This window comes from Xenorhabdus budapestensis (assembly GCF_002632465.1).
In the GTDB taxonomy this organism is placed as follows: Bacteria; Pseudomonadota; Gammaproteobacteria; order Enterobacterales; family Enterobacteriaceae; genus Xenorhabdus; species Xenorhabdus budapestensis.
In genome coordinates this window covers 77655-93995 of record NZ_NIBS01000005.1, presented here as the reverse complement: position 1 = coordinate 93995, position 16341 = coordinate 77655, and the positions used below count along the sequence as shown (strand labels likewise).

At 41.3% G+C, this 16341-nt stretch carries 16 protein-coding genes; 10 read left to right on the top strand and 6 right to left on the bottom strand.

All coding sequences use genetic code 11. The annotated features are described in order from the left end of the window. Positions 1-49 precede the first annotated feature (49 nt). From Xbud_RS07010 to Xbud_RS07000, 3 genes are all read left to right on the top strand, one after another. Positions 50-898 (top strand): ABC transporter substrate-binding protein, encoded by an 849-nt coding sequence (locus Xbud_RS07010; protein ID WP_099135396.1) that lies wholly within the window; start codon positions 50-52, stop codon positions 896-898. An 82-nt stretch (positions 899-980) separates the two neighbouring features. Next, positions 981-1718 carry an amino acid ABC transporter permease gene (locus tag Xbud_RS07005; RefSeq protein ID WP_099135395.1) on the top strand — a complete coding sequence of 246 codons (738 nt, stop codon included), beginning with the start codon at positions 981-983 and terminating at the stop codon, positions 1716-1718. Between the two features lies 1 nt (position 1719). Next, complete coding sequence (locus Xbud_RS07000; protein ID WP_099135394.1) at positions 1720-2493, top strand: amino acid ABC transporter permease; 774 nt, start codon at positions 1720-1722, stop codon at positions 2491-2493. A 108-nt stretch (positions 2494-2601) separates the two neighbouring features. Here the strand turns inward: Xbud_RS07000 and Xbud_RS06995 are convergent, their stop codons facing one another. Further along, positions 2602-3039 carry an alpha/beta hydrolase gene (locus tag Xbud_RS06995; RefSeq protein WP_099135393.1) on the bottom strand — a complete coding sequence of 146 codons (438 nt, stop codon included), beginning with the start codon at positions 3037-3039 and terminating at the stop codon, positions 2602-2604. Positions 3040-3056: 17 nt separating this feature from the next. After that, positions 3057-3470 (bottom strand): alpha/beta hydrolase, encoded by a 414-nt coding sequence (locus Xbud_RS06990; protein WP_099135392.1) that lies wholly within the window; start codon positions 3468-3470, stop codon positions 3057-3059. Between the two features lie 536 nt (positions 3471-4006). Between Xbud_RS06990 and Xbud_RS06985 the strand changes: the two genes are divergently transcribed. The 3 genes from Xbud_RS06985 (at position 4007) to Xbud_RS06975 (ending at position 7037) form a co-directional block, all read left to right on the top strand. After that, the gene (locus Xbud_RS06985) at positions 4007-4486 is read left to right on the top strand and encodes an Hcp family type VI secretion system effector (RefSeq protein WP_099135391.1); all 480 of its coding nucleotides are present in this window, start codon (positions 4007-4009) and stop codon (positions 4484-4486) included. A gap of 187 nt (positions 4487-4673) precedes the next feature. Next, complete coding sequence (ssp4, locus tag Xbud_RS06980; protein WP_099135390.1) at positions 4674-5702, top strand: Ssp4 family T6SS effector; 1029 nt, start codon at positions 4674-4676, stop codon at positions 5700-5702. Positions 5703-5831: 129 nt separating this feature from the next. Continuing rightward, positions 5832-7037, top strand: a complete 1206-nt coding sequence (locus Xbud_RS06975) for a hypothetical protein (RefSeq protein WP_099135389.1) — start codon at positions 5832-5834, stop codon at positions 7035-7037. Positions 7038-7123: 86 nt separating this feature from the next. Here the strand turns inward: Xbud_RS06975 and Xbud_RS06970 are convergent, their stop codons facing one another. Next, positions 7124-8620: an MFS transporter gene (locus tag Xbud_RS06970; protein WP_099135388.1), complete on the bottom strand. Its 1497-nt coding sequence runs from the start codon at positions 8618-8620 to the stop codon at positions 7124-7126. Positions 8621-8727: 107 nt separating this feature from the next. Here Xbud_RS06970 and Xbud_RS06965 point away from each other — a divergent pair, with 107 nt between their 5' ends. Together Xbud_RS06965 and Xbud_RS06960 are read left to right on the top strand one after the other, a co-directional pair. Then, positions 8728-9279: a TetR/AcrR family transcriptional regulator gene (locus tag Xbud_RS06965; protein ID WP_099135387.1), complete on the top strand. Its 552-nt coding sequence runs from the start codon at positions 8728-8730 to the stop codon at positions 9277-9279. A gap of 152 nt (positions 9280-9431) precedes the next feature. Continuing rightward, complete coding sequence (locus Xbud_RS06960) at positions 9432-10769, top strand: NCS2 family permease (RefSeq protein WP_099135386.1); 1338 nt, start codon at positions 9432-9434, stop codon at positions 10767-10769. Positions 10770-10857: 88 nt separating this feature from the next. Here Xbud_RS06960 and Xbud_RS06955 read toward each other — a convergent pair whose 3' ends face one another. Beyond that, entirely contained in the window at positions 10858-12333 is a 1476-nt protein-coding gene (locus Xbud_RS06955; protein ID WP_099135385.1) for a glycosyltransferase family 39 protein, read from the bottom strand. A gap of 148 nt (positions 12334-12481) precedes the next feature. Between Xbud_RS06955 and yihI the strand changes: the two genes are divergently transcribed. Beyond that, complete coding sequence (gene yihI, locus Xbud_RS06950; RefSeq protein WP_099135384.1) at positions 12482-13003, top strand: Der GTPase-activating protein YihI; 522 nt, start codon at positions 12482-12484, stop codon at positions 13001-13003. Between the two features lie 173 nt (positions 13004-13176). After that, positions 13177-14550: an oxygen-independent coproporphyrinogen III oxidase gene (gene hemN / locus Xbud_RS06945; protein ID WP_099135383.1), complete on the top strand. Its 1374-nt coding sequence runs from the start codon at positions 13177-13179 to the stop codon at positions 14548-14550. Here hemN and Xbud_RS21295 read toward each other — a convergent pair. Together Xbud_RS21295 and Xbud_RS06935 are read right to left on the bottom strand one after the other, a co-directional pair. Continuing rightward, positions 14523-14660 (bottom strand): hypothetical protein, encoded by a 138-nt coding sequence (locus tag Xbud_RS21295; RefSeq protein WP_099135382.1) that lies wholly within the window; start codon positions 14658-14660, stop codon positions 14523-14525. The two genes, hemN and Xbud_RS21295, sit on opposite strands and share 28 nt — an antisense overlap. 172 nt (positions 14661-14832) lie before the next feature. Continuing rightward, positions 14833-16305 (bottom strand): insulinase family protein, encoded by a 1473-nt coding sequence (locus Xbud_RS06935; protein ID WP_099135381.1) that lies wholly within the window; start codon positions 16303-16305, stop codon positions 14833-14835. Between the last annotated feature and the right edge of the window lie 36 nt (positions 16306-16341).

Sequence of the window (16341 nt, the reverse complement as noted above, 5' to 3'; positions counted from 1 at the left end):
TAGTTTTTATTGGACAATAAATAATTTTTAACAAATTAAGGGGTGTCCAATGAAATTCCGCAATCAATCTCGGATAGCAGTGACTGCGTTACTGACCAGCCTGGTATTAGTTTCTGGCGTAGCGAAAGCAGACAAACTTGATGATATAAAAAAAGCTGGTACGGTTCGTATTGCGGTATTCGACAGTAATCCCCCTTTTGGCTTTATCGATCCTAAAACGAAAAAACTCGCTGGTTATGATGTGGATATCGCCAATGCAATCGCCAGTGATCTGGGCGTGAAACTGCAATTGCGCCCAACCAATCCCGCAAATCGTATTCCACTACTCTCTTCCAAGAAAATTGACTTAATTGCTGCTAACTTCACGATCACCGATGAACGGGCAAAACAGGTAGATTTTTCCATTCCTTATTTTGCTACAGGGCAAAAATTCATTGCCCGTAAAGGTGTTCTGACTAATCCGGATGATATCGCCAAATTGCGTATCGGTGCGGATAAGGGAACTGTACAGGAAATTACACTGCGTGAGCGTTATCCAACTGCGAAAGTTATCTCTTATGACGATACCCCGCTGGCATTCGCGGCGTTGAGAAATGGTAATGTTCAGGCGATCACTCAGGATGATGCAAAGCTGGTGGGTTTGTTGGCAAATGTTCCTGAAGCACAAAAAGCAGATTTTGAAATATCACCTTTCAGTATTACCCGGGAATATCAGGCTGTAGCGGCTTCAAAAGGAGAAACCCGGTTGGTTGAAACGGTTAACCAGACATTGTTGAAACTGGAGAAAGAGGGTGAAGCAGAGAAAATTTACAACCGCTGGTTTGGCCCTGACACAAAATCTGCCCAGCCGCGTGGTGATTTTAAATTTGCTCCATTAAATAGTCAGGCAGCGAACTAACACACGTCTGGGAAAATGACATCGGAAACCAGCCCCGTCTTTGTGCGGGGCTTTGCCATTTGTTGATGTGGTGGTGAATAATATGTTTGAGCAATTTATTGATGAGTATTTCTTGGCTCCTGAATATCTGCAATGGCTCTGGCAAGGGTTCTTGATTACATTATGGATCTCTGCCTGCACCATTGCTTCTTCCACCTTACTGGGTTTTGTCATTGCGGCAGCGCGGGACAGCCAGATCAAGCCATTGCGTTGGTTGATTACGGTGTACACCTCGATATTCCGCAATACCCCATTGCTGGTACAACTGTTTTTCTGGTATTTCGCTTCCGGCCAGATTTTGCCTCAAGATGCCATGATCTGGCTGAACATCCCCCATGAGACTACGATTGCAGGTTTTACTCTGGAATGGCCTTCATTTGAGTTTCTGGCTGGATTTATCGGCCTGACACTCTACTCTGCACCTTTTGTGGCGGAAGAGTTAAGAGCTGGAATGCAGGGTGTTGGACGCGGCCAAAAATATGCTGCCCACGCATTGGGTTTAACTGGTTGGCAGGCCATGCGCCATGTCGTACTACCACAGGCATTGAAGATTGCCATGCCGCCACTTTTGGGGCAATACATGACCATCGTCAAGAATTCATCATTAACAATGGCGATTGGTGTCGCTGAACTTTCCTATGCTTCCCGTCAGGTAGAAACACAGTCTCTGCAAACATTTGAAGCGTTTGGTGTGGCGACAGTACTCTACATCGCTATTATTGCTGTGATGGAAGGTTGGGGGCAATGGCGTCAGCAGAGAATACTGGCAAGAGGGTACTGATATGGACTTTACTGTTATAGCAGAAAACTGGCGCTATTTGCTGTTGGGAACGTTTCCCGACGGGCCGTTGGAAGGCGCAGCTTTGACATTGATGATAAGTATTATGGCCGGAGTGATCTCCATCGTCTTGGGGACAGTGGCAGGAGTCGCATTGGCGATGTTGCGTGGTTTTTGGGTAAATCTGCTGGCAGCGGTACTGGGATTTTTTCGTGCCATTCCGGTTATTATGCTGATTTTCTGGACTTATTTCTTGTTACCAGTGGTTTTGGGTATGGAAATACCTGAAATCACTACTGTAGTTTGTGCGCTGGCATTGATCACTTCTGCTTACCTGGCCCATGGTGTCAAAGCAGGCATTCTGGCGATTGGTGAAGGACAATGGCGTGCAGGGCTGTCTTTGGGTTTCAATCGTTGGGAAGTATTGTGGCATATCGTTCTGCCACAGGCATTGCGTATGATGGTGCCTTCGTTTATCAACCAATGGATTGCGTTAATCAAGGACACTTCTCTGGCCTATATTGTCGGAGTAGCAGAACTGTCATTTTTGGCGACACAGGTTAATAACCGCAGTATGGTTTATCCGATGGAAGTCTTTTTATTTATTGCGTTAGTTTATTTTGTGATGTGTTTGTCACTGGAATTGGCTGCTAACTATGTCGCTCGCCATTTTTCGGTAAGCCGTGAGAAAACGGCATTCTTGCGATTTTGGGGTATACCTGACAGGCTTCGAATGGTATTTAGACGGCAAGTGAATGGCTCTTCAGAAACTTGTTAGCTCTATGTTTGTAACCACGGTATCTGGAATAAAACGAAGTTAACAAAGAGACAACTTAAAAAATTGAATAAACTTATCCCAACTAAATCATATTAGCTGGGATTTTTACTAGTGATATATCCCGGAAAGGAACGATTGTATTTCAGCGCTTAATATGACTTGGTATTTTTCTCTGTCAAACCCGGCAGGATCCTGTGATGGAAGAAAATCAATACTCTTCATATGTGATGGAAATGGGCTTTGAAAAGAGTGATGCCCTGCATTTGTGACAGTTTTATGCACAACATTAGTATGGTTTTCAATAACTGATGTACACAATATGTCAGATAAATGGTCTTTTTCCGCAGTTAACAATAATATTGGAACATTGACTCTATTTAAAGAATCTTTGTAATTAAACCATCCACACGCCGGAGCTAATAATATAAGTGAACAAATTCGGTTATCATATGGAACGGTAATTTCTTCAATCGATTGACCGCTTGTTTTATCTGGAATGGCAACAGGTATACCACCACTGATAGCAAGGGCTGTATATCCTCCCATTGAATGCCCAATTAATGTTATTTTATCTTATCTTTTAATAAATGGTTACTCACCGACTCATTATTAACAATATGATCAATAACTAATTTGATGTGTCGGGGCCTGTTTTCTAAATTGGCTAATGTCCCAGCCAAAGAGTCATCAAAATAACAGTTCCCAGGATGTTCTAATGCTAATACGGCATACCCGGATTTAACCAGTGAGCACATAAGATCCCAATGAGTTAAAGATGAGCTGCCACTACCATGGGATAAAACAATTAAAGGTATTTTATCTCCGTAAATTGAGGCGTTCATTGCAACAGAGATATCATAAGGCCCAAACTTTTCTGATTTCTCAATTTCTCGTGTTGGATAAAAAAAGTGAATCGGTATAAATTTACCTTGTTTATCATCATAAACTTTATTACTTATATATCCTATATTTACCATGCTGTGTCCTATCCTTTTTCTGTTCAGTTGAAATGTTATCCCTATGATATTTTGGTGTCCATGATAATTGGACTGCTACAGAAAGAAATATCTATATTTAGCCTTTACATTGACTTCTCTGGGCTTTGCTGCGCCTGCTCTTTTACAGAGAAAGATGTGAAAGGGCGAACTGTGTCTTCCTCCAGCCTGAGAGATGGCTTGAAAGATTTAGCGGGATGATGATGCCTGATATCATACTATTAAATTCTCCTCATGAAAGGTCAATATGTACTAATAGTGATTCCTGAGTTTAATATTCAGTATCAACTAAGCACTTTATCTTTTTAATTATAACCCTGTTGTTATGATAGAGTATGTTTTTATTTCTATCTAAAAAAACGCAAATTATATTATTTACTATGTTGATCTTTCTGCTAAAGAAGTACAAAGATTTTATATAGGTTACTAATATCTATTTTAGAATTTAGGTGGTATTTTTTTATTGTTTTTTCTGTTATAACAGGCTATGGTGAATACTGATAACAGGTTAATATAATATGGCAAATTCGATTTATGTGACAATTAAAGGAAAACTTCAAGGCTTGATTTCTCAAGGATGTTCTACATTAGATTCCATTGGTAATAAATTTCAGTTAGGGCATGAAGATCAGGTTTTTGTATTACAATTCAATCATGGTGTTTCTCGAGCACAGAACGTTGCTCACCAGCCAGTTAAATTTGTCAAGCCATTGGATAAGTCATCACCGTTACTATTGATGGCAATTTCAAACAATGAAGAACTGGATCTGATGTTTGATTTTTATCGAACTTCGCAAGCTGGTGGGCAAGAGCGTTATTACTCTGTTAATTTAAGAAATGCTAAGTTATTAAATGTTAATTTTCAATATCCACATTCTGTTAACCATAATGATAGGCAACCAGAAGAGGTCGTTGCTGTTCAATATAAAGATATCGTTTGTCAACATCATATCGCTGGTACATCAGGATATTGTGTTTGGGAAGAAACAGTTTATTAGGTTATATAAACCACTTATATAAATTATTAACAGAGTGACTTTTACATAATTAATTTACCTTTAGTGATGATAAGTATTATTTAATATTAATTTAACAAAGTAAATTATTTTGTTTGAAATAAAAGAAAAACAATATATATATTTAGATACTGGTGTAATTACTAAGTGATCATGAGTGGTGATTAAAATGCGATTTGACAGTCTTACATCACAACTAAGAGATGAATTTGATGAAAGTAAGCTACCCGATTTTCGGTACTCTCATCAGTTGAGGATGACACATCCTAGTGCTGCTAATATTGATTTTCAGGCTATTGCTGATGCATTGGATTGCCACCGTGATTTTTATGGTGCTGGAATTATTTATTCGGATGGGTTATCTAAGCGTTATTTAGTTAGACCATCAAAAAGACGTAGAAACCAAACTACTTCAGAGTTAACACATATTATTATCTTTAATCTAGAGGCGGAGACAGTTGCTCCGGAAGTAGAGTTGAAAAAAACGGTTTCAGAGCCTAGTTTGGTATGGGAAATTGGATCAACAGCGCTTTCGTGTGGTTCTGCATTGGCATTTATAGCGGTTGAATTTCTTTCAGCAGCAGCAGTTCCAGTTACCATGGGGACAAGTTCAGTAGTTACTGTTTTGGCTTATAGCGGTGCTGCTGCAAGTTCTCTTCAATGTGGAAATGGCATATATAGGGTTTATCAACTTACTAGTAATGGTGAGGAAGGGATAGAGCATGTTGCTTGGTTAGATTCACAGGATTGGTATGTTGCAACGACTACAATGCTGGATATAACCTCTCTCGCTTCTGGTTCAGCAGCTTTAAAGGAAGCCTACCATACTTACAGAATAATGAAGTCTACATCTTCCCGTAATGCATCAGAATGGTTGAAAAATATGCCAAGACATGAAAGAAAACGGTTAACAGAGGAGATTATACGACATAACAATCCCGGCATTTCTAATCAGGCTATAAAAGATGCAATAAGAAGAGGAAAATATCCTAAACATTATCCAACAGAAGAAATTCATAGGACTTTGCGAAACCACTTGATAAATTCTCTTTCTGCTGGTGGTGGATTTTTGGGAAGTGGAATGACTGGCAGCATTAGGAATCCTGAAAATATAGCTAAATCAGTCAACTATGCTATTGGTGCAATTTTTTCTATTGTGGATGAAAAACCAGCAGGTTATCTTCAAAATGGTTATTAATGGAAAAGTGTTTTTTACTGAAATTTGTATGAAAATTTTGAATATTCAACTTATTATAAGATGATTACAGAAATAAGGAGTAAAAAGAGATAAAAATAATATAAAGATTTAATAAATTTGGAAAATAACATGAACTTAAAAAATATATTAACAAACAGGCAACTCAGAAGTATTATACATTTGTATAAAAATACAGATGATAGAATTGAGAATAGTGATTCCTCTCTGTTGGATGAACTAAATACTGTTAGACTTAAAGATAAAATAACTATCAATCGCTCTTCAGAAGAAAGTGTATTGATGGCCTTGTTTCCTATACTGATTTCTGTTTCTTATGTAATATTATTTTTTGTATTTTATAATTTTTATTTTTCTTCTGATGTTGCGCGTTTTCAACGTTCTGCCAGTATATTTATCATTTCTATAATCTCGTTATCGACGCTTTATGCTTACAGAGGAAATCTCTTTGCGTTAAAAACACTGAATGGGTTGAACACATTAAGTATTATTTTGGCAATTACTCTTATTCTGCTTGATTACTTTGTCTATTATATGCACCACGAATGGTATTTGTTGACCATTGTTTTTTTCAATTTTCTCTCGAATAGGATAATCATTAACAGTGAAGCGTTTTCTCAAGCTATGAGAAAAATCCTATGGTTTAAAATAAAGAACTCTATCCTGAAAAAAAATATAGTTAGAATTGCAGAAGAGAATATTATTGAGTTACATAACCGCTCGAAAAAAGTAAATATCTTCAATATTTTTTGGCAATATTGTGTATTAAATACCAATCTTAATAATACACTTAGAGAAAGTTATGCGCTTAACCAAAGAGTAGAAAAAAATGATGCTAGTCTACTGGCAGAAAAGAGATTAAATAAGTATCGGTATTTATTGGACTTTGGTATTCCGAAAAAAGCATTACTGATAACATTATTTTCTACTATTTTACTAATTAAATCTTATGTAATGACTACATTCATATTGTTATCTCATTTGGATAACAAAAATGATTTGCCAATTTTATTTTTTATTGTCGCATTGGCTTTAGTATTTGCTTTCTTATCCATTTCATTAACTCATAGGGGAATAACGTTGGGGTTCAGGATGTTAACTGTAGCACGCTATCTCTTTGTGGTACTCTTTATCTCTCTGATAAGTTTAAAATTCATTGCTGGTGTATTGGATTATAGCAATGTCTTTTTGTGTATTATCTCCGTGGATTTTTTACTGACATTCTTTATGCTAAATACCCAATATTACAGTCACTACCTTAAGGAACTACATTGTTTTCAGGCATGGCATAAAATGATCAGAAAAAATAGTCAATAGAAGAAAGTCATTTAATATTGAAATGCTTTTTGATGCCAAACTATTCGACCGAAAGAATCGAATAATTTGGCAGATTCTAATAATAGTTAATCGTGCTGCCTTCTTGCAAAAAACACAATCACCACAGCACATAACAGCAACATTACACCCGCAACGGTTAAAACTGATAGAATTGAGCTATCAAAAGCCTGCTTTGCTGCACGGGCCAGTGATAGAGCCGCATCGCCTTTTAAACTTTCTGCAACGATAAGAGCCTCATCAATACTATTTTGTAGTGAGCCACTCTGTATAGACTCTGGTATGACAACATCGGCCGGTAGGGTAAATGATGCCGTATAGATCGCTACCATCAGGCTACCGAGAACGGCTATCCCAATCAATCCACCAAATTCATAGGCAATTTCCTCAATTGAAGCGGCTGTACCTGCATTGTGCTCAGGAGCATTGAACATGATGGATGTAGAAGCTGCTGTCATAGCGGCACCGATGCCAAACCCAATCATGGCAAACGCAGTTATTTGCACTAACACGCCGGATTGGAAGCCGATGAGATAGCCAAAAATACCAAGTCCGGCAAAGATGAGTGAGATCCACATAATTCTTGCTGCGCCAAATTTGGGGATGGCAATACCAGCCAAAGGCCCGGCAGCAAAAGAAGCTAAGGGAATAGGTAGGATAAACAATCCTGCTTGTAAAGGTGATAAGCCTACCACCAGTTGAAGCCGTTGACTGATTACAAGCTCCACTCCCACGAGGGCTGCTGTGGTAACAAAAGCCGTTGCGACTCCGGTGGCGAAACCGTAAGAACGTAATAGATTAAAGTCGATAATTGGTACGGATGAACGGCGTTGCCGACGAACGAACATAACTATGAAAACAATTCCGATGACGCTGGCTATCATGGCAGTTTCCAGTGATGGTGCTTGTTTACTAATTTCTTTGATAGCCAAGGTAATGCCAATCAGTCCAATCATGATTTGGATAGAAGCAAGTAGGTCAAATGAGCGGCTCGGATTACTTTGACTTTTGTTAATGGTGGTCAGAGCAAAGATAAATGCGATGATGACGATAGGAACGTTGATCAGGAAGACAGAACCCCACCAGTAATATTCGAGCAGTATCCCACCGATAACGGGGCCAAGCGCAGCTCCTCCCGAAGCAACGGCTGACCAGATGCCGATGGCAAGAGCACGTTCATTCGGATCTTCAAAAGCCTGACGGACTATTGCCAGCGTTGCGGGCATCATCATTGCTGCACCAATGGCAAGTACCACTCGTGCACTGATCAATGTACCGGGATTGGGAGCAAACGCGGCGATAAGTGATGCCATGCCGAACACAACCAGCCCGGAAGTAAACAGTTTCTTGGCTCCAAAGCGGTCACTTAACGCTCCTGTGCCGGGAAGCAGGCCAGCAATGGTCAATGAATAGGCGTTCATGATCCACAGTTTTTCGGTGGAAGAAGCGCGCAGGTCATGTGTCAGGCGAGGCAAGGCTGTATAGAGAACAGTCATGTCGATAACGATTAGAAAAAGCGCGCTGGAAATGACAGCCAGCATGAGCCAGCGAATATTCGATTTCATGCGAGAACTCATCAATGTGGTTGAAGGATTTTGTGCTGTTCAAGCCTTGACGGCACAGAGTCCTAACATTATAAATACATACGTATTGAATTAAAAGGGGGGCTCTGATGGGACGACGTAGAACAATTGACCGGGAAGTTTTGCTGGATGCAGCGGAACGAATCGTGACAACACATGGCGCTGCGGCTCTGACTATTGATGCAGTGGCAAAATCGGTGGGGATCACTAAGGGTGGAGTTCAGTACAGTTTCAATACGAAGGACGCATTTATTGATGCGATGTTTGAACGTTGGGAACTGAGTTACCAAGAGCATTTTCGCACAATAGCCGGAGAAGATCCTGATCCGTTGACAGCGGTACGTGCGCATGTTGAGGCCAGCCAGCACTCTGATGAAGTGTCATCTGCAAAAGCAGCAGGTTTACTGGCTGCTTTACTTCAAACACCTGAACATCTTGAGTCAAGCCGTGCTTGGTATAGTCAGCGCATAGCGGATCTGGATACAACGACGGAAGAAGGGCGTCGGGCGCGCTTAGCTTTTCTGGCCACAGAAGGGGCATTTGTCCTACGTTTCTTTGGGTTAATGGAGATTGGTAAGGATGAATGGACGGATATTTTCACCGATATTCTTGACATGATGCCATCCAAAAATAACGCATAAAACAGAGTCAATTTAATGAGGCTCGTTTATTATATAACTTATTGATTATACTAATGGCAATCGTTTTCTTTTTGGGCCTTGAGGGATAACGATTTGTTCGGATTTCCTGTAGGATAGGGCGAAAACTTCATCTTTTGGGGAATAAAATATTAATGAGCACACTCAATTCTGGCTCTGTAAATCGTCAGGGTTTACTTCAGCGCGTGTTTAAATTAGAGGAACATGGCACGACAATTCGTACCGAAATGATCGCTGGGCTTACAACCTTTCTAACCATGGTTTATATCGTCTTTGTGAATCCACAAATTTTGTCTGTTGCAGGAATGGATATCAAAGCCGTATTTGTTACTACCTGCTTCATCGCTGCATTTGGCAGTATTATGATGGGAATAACGGCAAATTTACCGATTGCTGTTGCTCCCGCGATGGGACTGAATGCTTTTTTTGCTTTTGTCGTAGTCGGTGCTATGGGTATTTCATGGCAGGTTGCAATGGGGGCGATTTTTTGGGGTGCAGTAGGATTGTTTATCCTGACTGTTTTCCGTATCCGTTACTGGATGATAGCTAATATCCCTGTGAGTTTGCGCGTCGGTATTACCAGCGGTATCGGGCTTTTTATTGCCATGATGGGGTTGAAAAATGCCGACATTATCGTATCGAATCCAGATACGATCGTCTCCATCGGCAATTTTGCTTCCCACAATGTACTGTTGGGTACATTGGGCTTTTTTATCATTGCCATTTTAGCAGCACGTAATTTTCATGCAGCGGTATTGCTTTCCATCGTAATAACGACGGGGATCGGGTTTATGATGGGGTATGTGGAATATCAGGGTATTTTTGATCTGCCACCCAGTGTAATGAGTGTTGTTGGTAATGTTGATGTGAAAGGAGCTCTGGATATCGCGTTAGTAGGGGTTATTTTTTCTTTTATGCTGGTAAACCTGTTTGATTCGTCCGGTACGTTGATTGGTGTAACCGATAAAGCCGGTATTGCTGACAATAATGGTAAATTCCCGCGGATGAATCAGGCTCTGTATGTTGACAGTATCAGCTCAGTGGCTGGCTCTTATATCGGAACTTCTTCGGTAACCGCTTATATAGAGAGTTCTTCTGGTGTTTCTGTTGGTGGGCGTACCGGATTAACTGCCGTTGTTGTCGGTATTTTATTCCTGTTGGTGATGTTTATTTCTCCATTGGCTAGTATGGTTCCTGCTTATGCCACAGCAGGTGCGCTGGTTTATGTGGGGGTTCTAATGACATCCAGCCTGACACGGGTGAAATGGAATGATCTGACTGAATCCGTCCCGGCATTTATTACCGCTGTTATGATGCCATTCAGCTTTTCTATTACCGAAGGTATCGCATTGGGATTTATTGCTTATTGCGCTATGAAACTGGGAACAGGGAAATGGCGTGAAATTGGCTCTTGCGTTATTGTCGTTACTTTACTGTTTATATTGAAAATGGTGTTTGTGGATGCCCATTAAACACAATGCTGTCTAATCTGATGTTGTGTTGAGAAGAAAAAGCCTGACGGTATACTCACTTTCAGGCTTTTTTGCGGTAACTAGAAGATTATTGAAGATGTTGACTGTTTTTGGGAGCAACAAAGCCGATGCAGACGATCTCAGCTTCCGCACTTGGCTGAGCTTGAAACGTAAATTCTTCTTTGTGGCTGATCGTTAATTCAGGCCAGGTTATCAGTGTTTGTTGAAAGGTCTCCTGTGAACAATCTGTTCCCCTTTCTCCTACCAGCAAAGCACCATATTTTACAATATCGTTCTCTTTAATGTGGCGGTTGTATATATTGGGCGGTGCACCATTGTCTATTTCCCACGGCTGTATGGTTTGAGGGCGATAATGACTGTAAAACGTCAGCCATTGATGCAGATATTTTCCTCCAACGTAATGCAGTGGTGTTGAATACAATTCATTCCAGCGCTGATCAAGTTGGCTGGTAAAGGTTTTTATCCCTTCAAACTTTTCGCCAGCTTCCCGAACATTTGCCAGCATGACACTGGTATAGCCAATAAGAACCAGCACACCAAACAAGGCCAACCCTCGTAATATTCCCAGTAAGGATTTATGGGGAGGTACAATTATCGAACCTACCAGTAGTGCAGGTGCTACCGCCATGAATGGCTGGAGCCATTCGGTCATCCGTCCACCCTGATTAAAAGAGAACCAGGCATAGATAATCAACAGGGGTAACAGAATAACGATATTAATCAGCCTGTTGGATTGTTGCTTTGGCCAGCCAATTTTTCCGCCTGACAGATAAGTAATCACTCCCACGATGATGAGGGGATAGAACACCGAAAGTACCGCGCGTGTAGTATGCAGATTAAATCTATGCTCGATTTGGGAGTCTACCCATTTAAATGCAGAAAAATCGTTATGTATCAGCCACCAGACGTTGGGTAATATCAGTATAAGCCACAATACAATGGCGAGATAAAAGAGTGGTTCCCGATATTGGCACCGTACTTTGGGAGTAAACAGGGAGAGCAAAAAGACTGAACCAACGATTGCAAGTGAAGAATATTTGCCCATTGTCGCCAGCCCTGCCGCTAATGCGAATGCCAGCCACCATTTCGGATGGTCATCAATGGCTTTCAGGAAGAACAACAGTGACCACGGCCACAACATCACCAACAGGTAATTATCGTTATAAGGAATGATATCGAAATTGATGATACCAGACAGATTGAGTGTCAGCATGGCAAGCCAGGCTAACTCAACTTTACCTGTTAACCGGAAGGCCAGACGCCAGACGCCAAGCATGCCTATGGCAATGGCAACAAAATGGGTGAAATACCAGTAAAAGCTGAGAGAAATATGACTAATATAGATCGCTGGTAACATCACAGTGCCTACCAGCCACGGATTTTTCGGGGATCCCCATTCTCCATTTATGCCCCAGTTTAAGGCTTCTACAGCATCATACGGAACAGTCGGATCCAGTGAATAACTTGCTACTATCCATAAGACAGCATAACCAATGCACCAAAGATACAGAGGTATGCGATAAGAAGTATCGAAGAAACGCATAGAGAATTGATGCTCGTAATACTTAAGTTAAGGTAATCTGAAATATTAGCCGAACTCGAAAGAATAAGTAAATGACGTTGGATGTTATAAGTGGATTCTGTTAGATTCCGCCGAAAATATTTTGATAACACGAGTTGAGTCACAAGCTATGAGTCAATTAAACAAAAAATCCCCTGTAAAAACGTCAGCGGGTAAGCAAAAAAGAAAAAGTCGTGAAGAGTTGAACTCTGAAGGACGTGAGCGTAAACGCCAGAAAAGACAGCGTGGTAATCCAGCTGGTAGCCGTCACCAGGATAATAGTAGTCAGAAAAAACAGTCTGGCACAAAGCAGGAACGAGATCCTCGTATCGGTAGTAAAGCGCCGATTCCTTTGATCATCGGCGAAAAAATAGCAGTAAAAAAACCAGTAGCAGAGAAGCCTAAAGCAACGCCAAAACCTCGTTTATCAGCGCAGGAAGAACTGAAAATGCTGGAAAATGATGAGCGTCTGGATAGCTTGCTGATACGCCTTGAGCAGGATGAAAAACTCTCTCAGGAAGAGAATGCTTATGTCGATAGTATGCTTGATCGTATTGATGCTCTGATGGAACAGTTGGGTATTGAGCCGGAAGGTGGTGACAGTGAAGAAGAAGAGCAGGAAGATATCATGCAGCTGCTGAAAGGTAAGTAATTCCTGAGAAATAAGTCGTTCCGGTTATAAATTGTTGTGATCATAAAGGCAGGGCATCCCAGGATATACCCAATGATAAAGTGTATAACCATATCATTTACATGGTATTTGCTATAGTAATTGGGTAAACTACAGTGGCTATTTGATGGGCTAAAACAGCGGAAGGAATAAGCATGTCAGAGCAAGCCATTGTCTGGGATCTGCCTTTGATCCAAAAATACAATTATTCAGGGCCTCGTTATACTTCATACCCAACAGCATTGGAGTTTAACCAACAGTACGATAATACTGCATTTGCACAGGCCGCCGTGCGTTATCCTGATCGCTCTCTTTCCCTCTATATCCATATCCCATTCTGTCACAAACTTTGTTATTTCTGTGGCTGCAATAAGCTGGTTACTCGTCAGAAACATAAAGCAGATGAGTATCTGCAAGCTCTGGAAAAGGAAATTACAGCGCGGGCAAAATTGTTTGCTCAGAGAAAAGTCAGCCAGATGCACTGGGGAGGAGGAACACCGACTTATCTGAACAAGGCACAGATCAGCCGATTGATGGCAATATTGCGTAGTCACTTCCACTTTCTGCCTGATGCAGAACTTTCCATTGAAATTGATCCACGTGAAATTGAACTGGATATGATTGACCATCTGCGCCATGAAGGTTTTAACCGCCTGAGTATGGGGGTGCAGGATTTCAATAAGGAAGTTCAGCGTCTGGTTAATCGGGAACAGAATGAAGATCTTATTTTCGAACTGGTTAACCGTGCCCGGGAAACTGGTTTTGCCTCCATCAGTATCGATTTAATTTATGGTTTGCCGAAACAGACTGCAGAAAGCTTCGCTTTCACCCTGCAACGAGTGTTGGTGCTATCTCCTGATCGTCTGAGTGTATTCAATTATGCTCACATGCCGAATTTGTTTGCGGCACAACGTAAAATTAAGGAGAGTGATTTACCGAGTGCGGCACAGAAACTGGATATTTTGCAGCAAACTATTACTATTCTGGCAGATAATGGCTATCAGTTTATTGGTATGGATCACTTTGCCCGCCCTGATGATGAACTGGCTATTGCCCAGCGGGAAGGGGGACTACATCGTAATTTTCAGGGATATACCACACAAGGAGAGTGTGACTTATTGGGCGTCGGTGTTTCTGCTATCAGTATGCTGGGTGACAGTTATGCACAGAACCAGAAAGATCTTAAAACCTACTATGCAGCAGTAGAGGTGCAGGAGCATGCGTTGTGGCGTGGTTTGAATCTGACGCAAGATGATTGTATCCGCCGTGATGTGATTAAGGCGTTGATTTGTAATTTCAGGCTGAATTTTGCTGATATTGAACAGTGCTACGCAGTGAATTTCACGGATTATTTTGCTGAAGATCTGCAATTATTAGTGCCGCTGGCGGAAGATGGGCTGGTCAAGGTCACTGAAACACAGATTCAGGTATCACCGAAAGGACGTTTATTAATCCGAAATATTTGCATGTGTTTTGACAGCTATCTGCGTAATCAGATGCGTCAGAGACAGTTTTCGCGAGTGATATGAATATCTAATACCTTATACTGAGCCTGTTCAGGACAGTATCTCTGGGATCCCTGATTTCTTTCCAATTCTTTGCTAATAGTTGAGGGATTTCGATTCAGTAACGCGGCAATAGCACACGGTGAAAATCCTGCTTTTTTAAGCTGAAAATTTTGTTTCGGTCAGTTGTGTATAGAACATAGGGCATTTTCCTTTGGCGAGGAAGGTGCCTACTGTAGCAACTGACCGATTTTCTGAGAAATTGCACTTATTAGGCGAATCCGCCTGCTATATGATTAGTGGAAATTACTGACCTTCAGCTTTTTTGGTTTCAACCACTTTAGATTCATCTGGCAATGGCCCCGGTCTCATAATCTGATTAAAGCTATTCCTGAGCTGATTCACATCAACAACCGCTTCACCTTTAGGTTGCACCAGAATAAATGCAGTTTCCTGAGATAACATCTCTTTCAGCTTTTTGTTCAAAACTTGTGGTGTAAGGGAAGATAAAAACATCTGCCGCAGTCTGCGATATTGCTCAGGTGCAATATCTATCACATTATTTTGTTGGGAGAGCAGACGCTGGTTAATCAATATATCGGTGTCTGTACGCGCATATACTGCAAAGAGGTGTTGAAGCTGAAGACGTTTCTGATTATACAGTTCATCAAATTGCTCTTGTGGCAATCCGTTTTCACGTAATGACGCCAGCGCAGAGGCCAGATAAAGTGTGGATTCCGTCAATTTGCTTGATGAAGTGTCCAGATTCAGGTAGCAGTTCGCCCGCTGGTAGACGACCCGACAATCCAGATCTAATTTTGCGTCATTTTGCTTTTCTTTCAGCCACAATTGTAAGTAACGGTAAAAAGCTTCGCGAGCAAGTTCGTTTGACCAATGCTGAAGCAATGCCTGAGAGTTGTTAATCGGTTGCCAGTTCAGGTTCCAGACTAAAGAGAGCCGATCTTGTTTAGCTTTATCACTTTCTACTCTCAATATTTCTGCTTTTACTGGCAACAGTATGGGAACAGCAACAGGTGTCTGACGTTTTCCTTCTAATGATGAAAATGCCTGATTGAGCCGTTCTGGTAATACCCGACTATCAACGTTGCCGGCAACATATAATGTCATTGCATCCGGCGTATACCACTGCCGATAGAATTCTTCGACTTTTTTCACATCTACAGATGTTGATACATGCGCTCCGGGATCATGACCAAGCAGAGTCGAACCTTGCAGGCGTATACGCCATACCGGATCCTGAACATCTGTCGGCAGAGTCGATACCAGATGTTCAGACGTTTTCATAGCCTGAGCCAAAGTCTGTGGCGTAAATACTGCACCTCCCGCAATATCGGATAACCAGATCAGCGCATCCTGCAATAATTCAGGGCGGTTATTTGGTAAGCTCAGGCTATAGAGGGTGAAATCATATGAAACTATGGCGGGCGGAAGGGGGTTTTTGCTATCAACTGCGTTGTACCACAGATTTTCCAATTTTTGCGAAGATAAATCTTTACTGGAGGATAAGACGATCTTGGGAATGAGGTAGGTGTAACCCTGCTGCTGGTTTTTCTCTGCCAGAGAGCCGGTTTTCACCATTAAACGCAACTGTATTTTATCTTTGGGGCGTTGCGGAGTTTGCAGGATTTGCCAACTGAACCCATTTTCTAGTTTACCTTGTTGCCAGGCTGGATCAGGCTGTAAGGTTTCCGCCTGAGCAAAGTAAGTCGTAGCCAGAATGGTGCCACTAATAAGATATCCGATTTTCTTGCCTTGCATTCTTACTTACCCCTACCTATTTAGTTTTATCCTTGT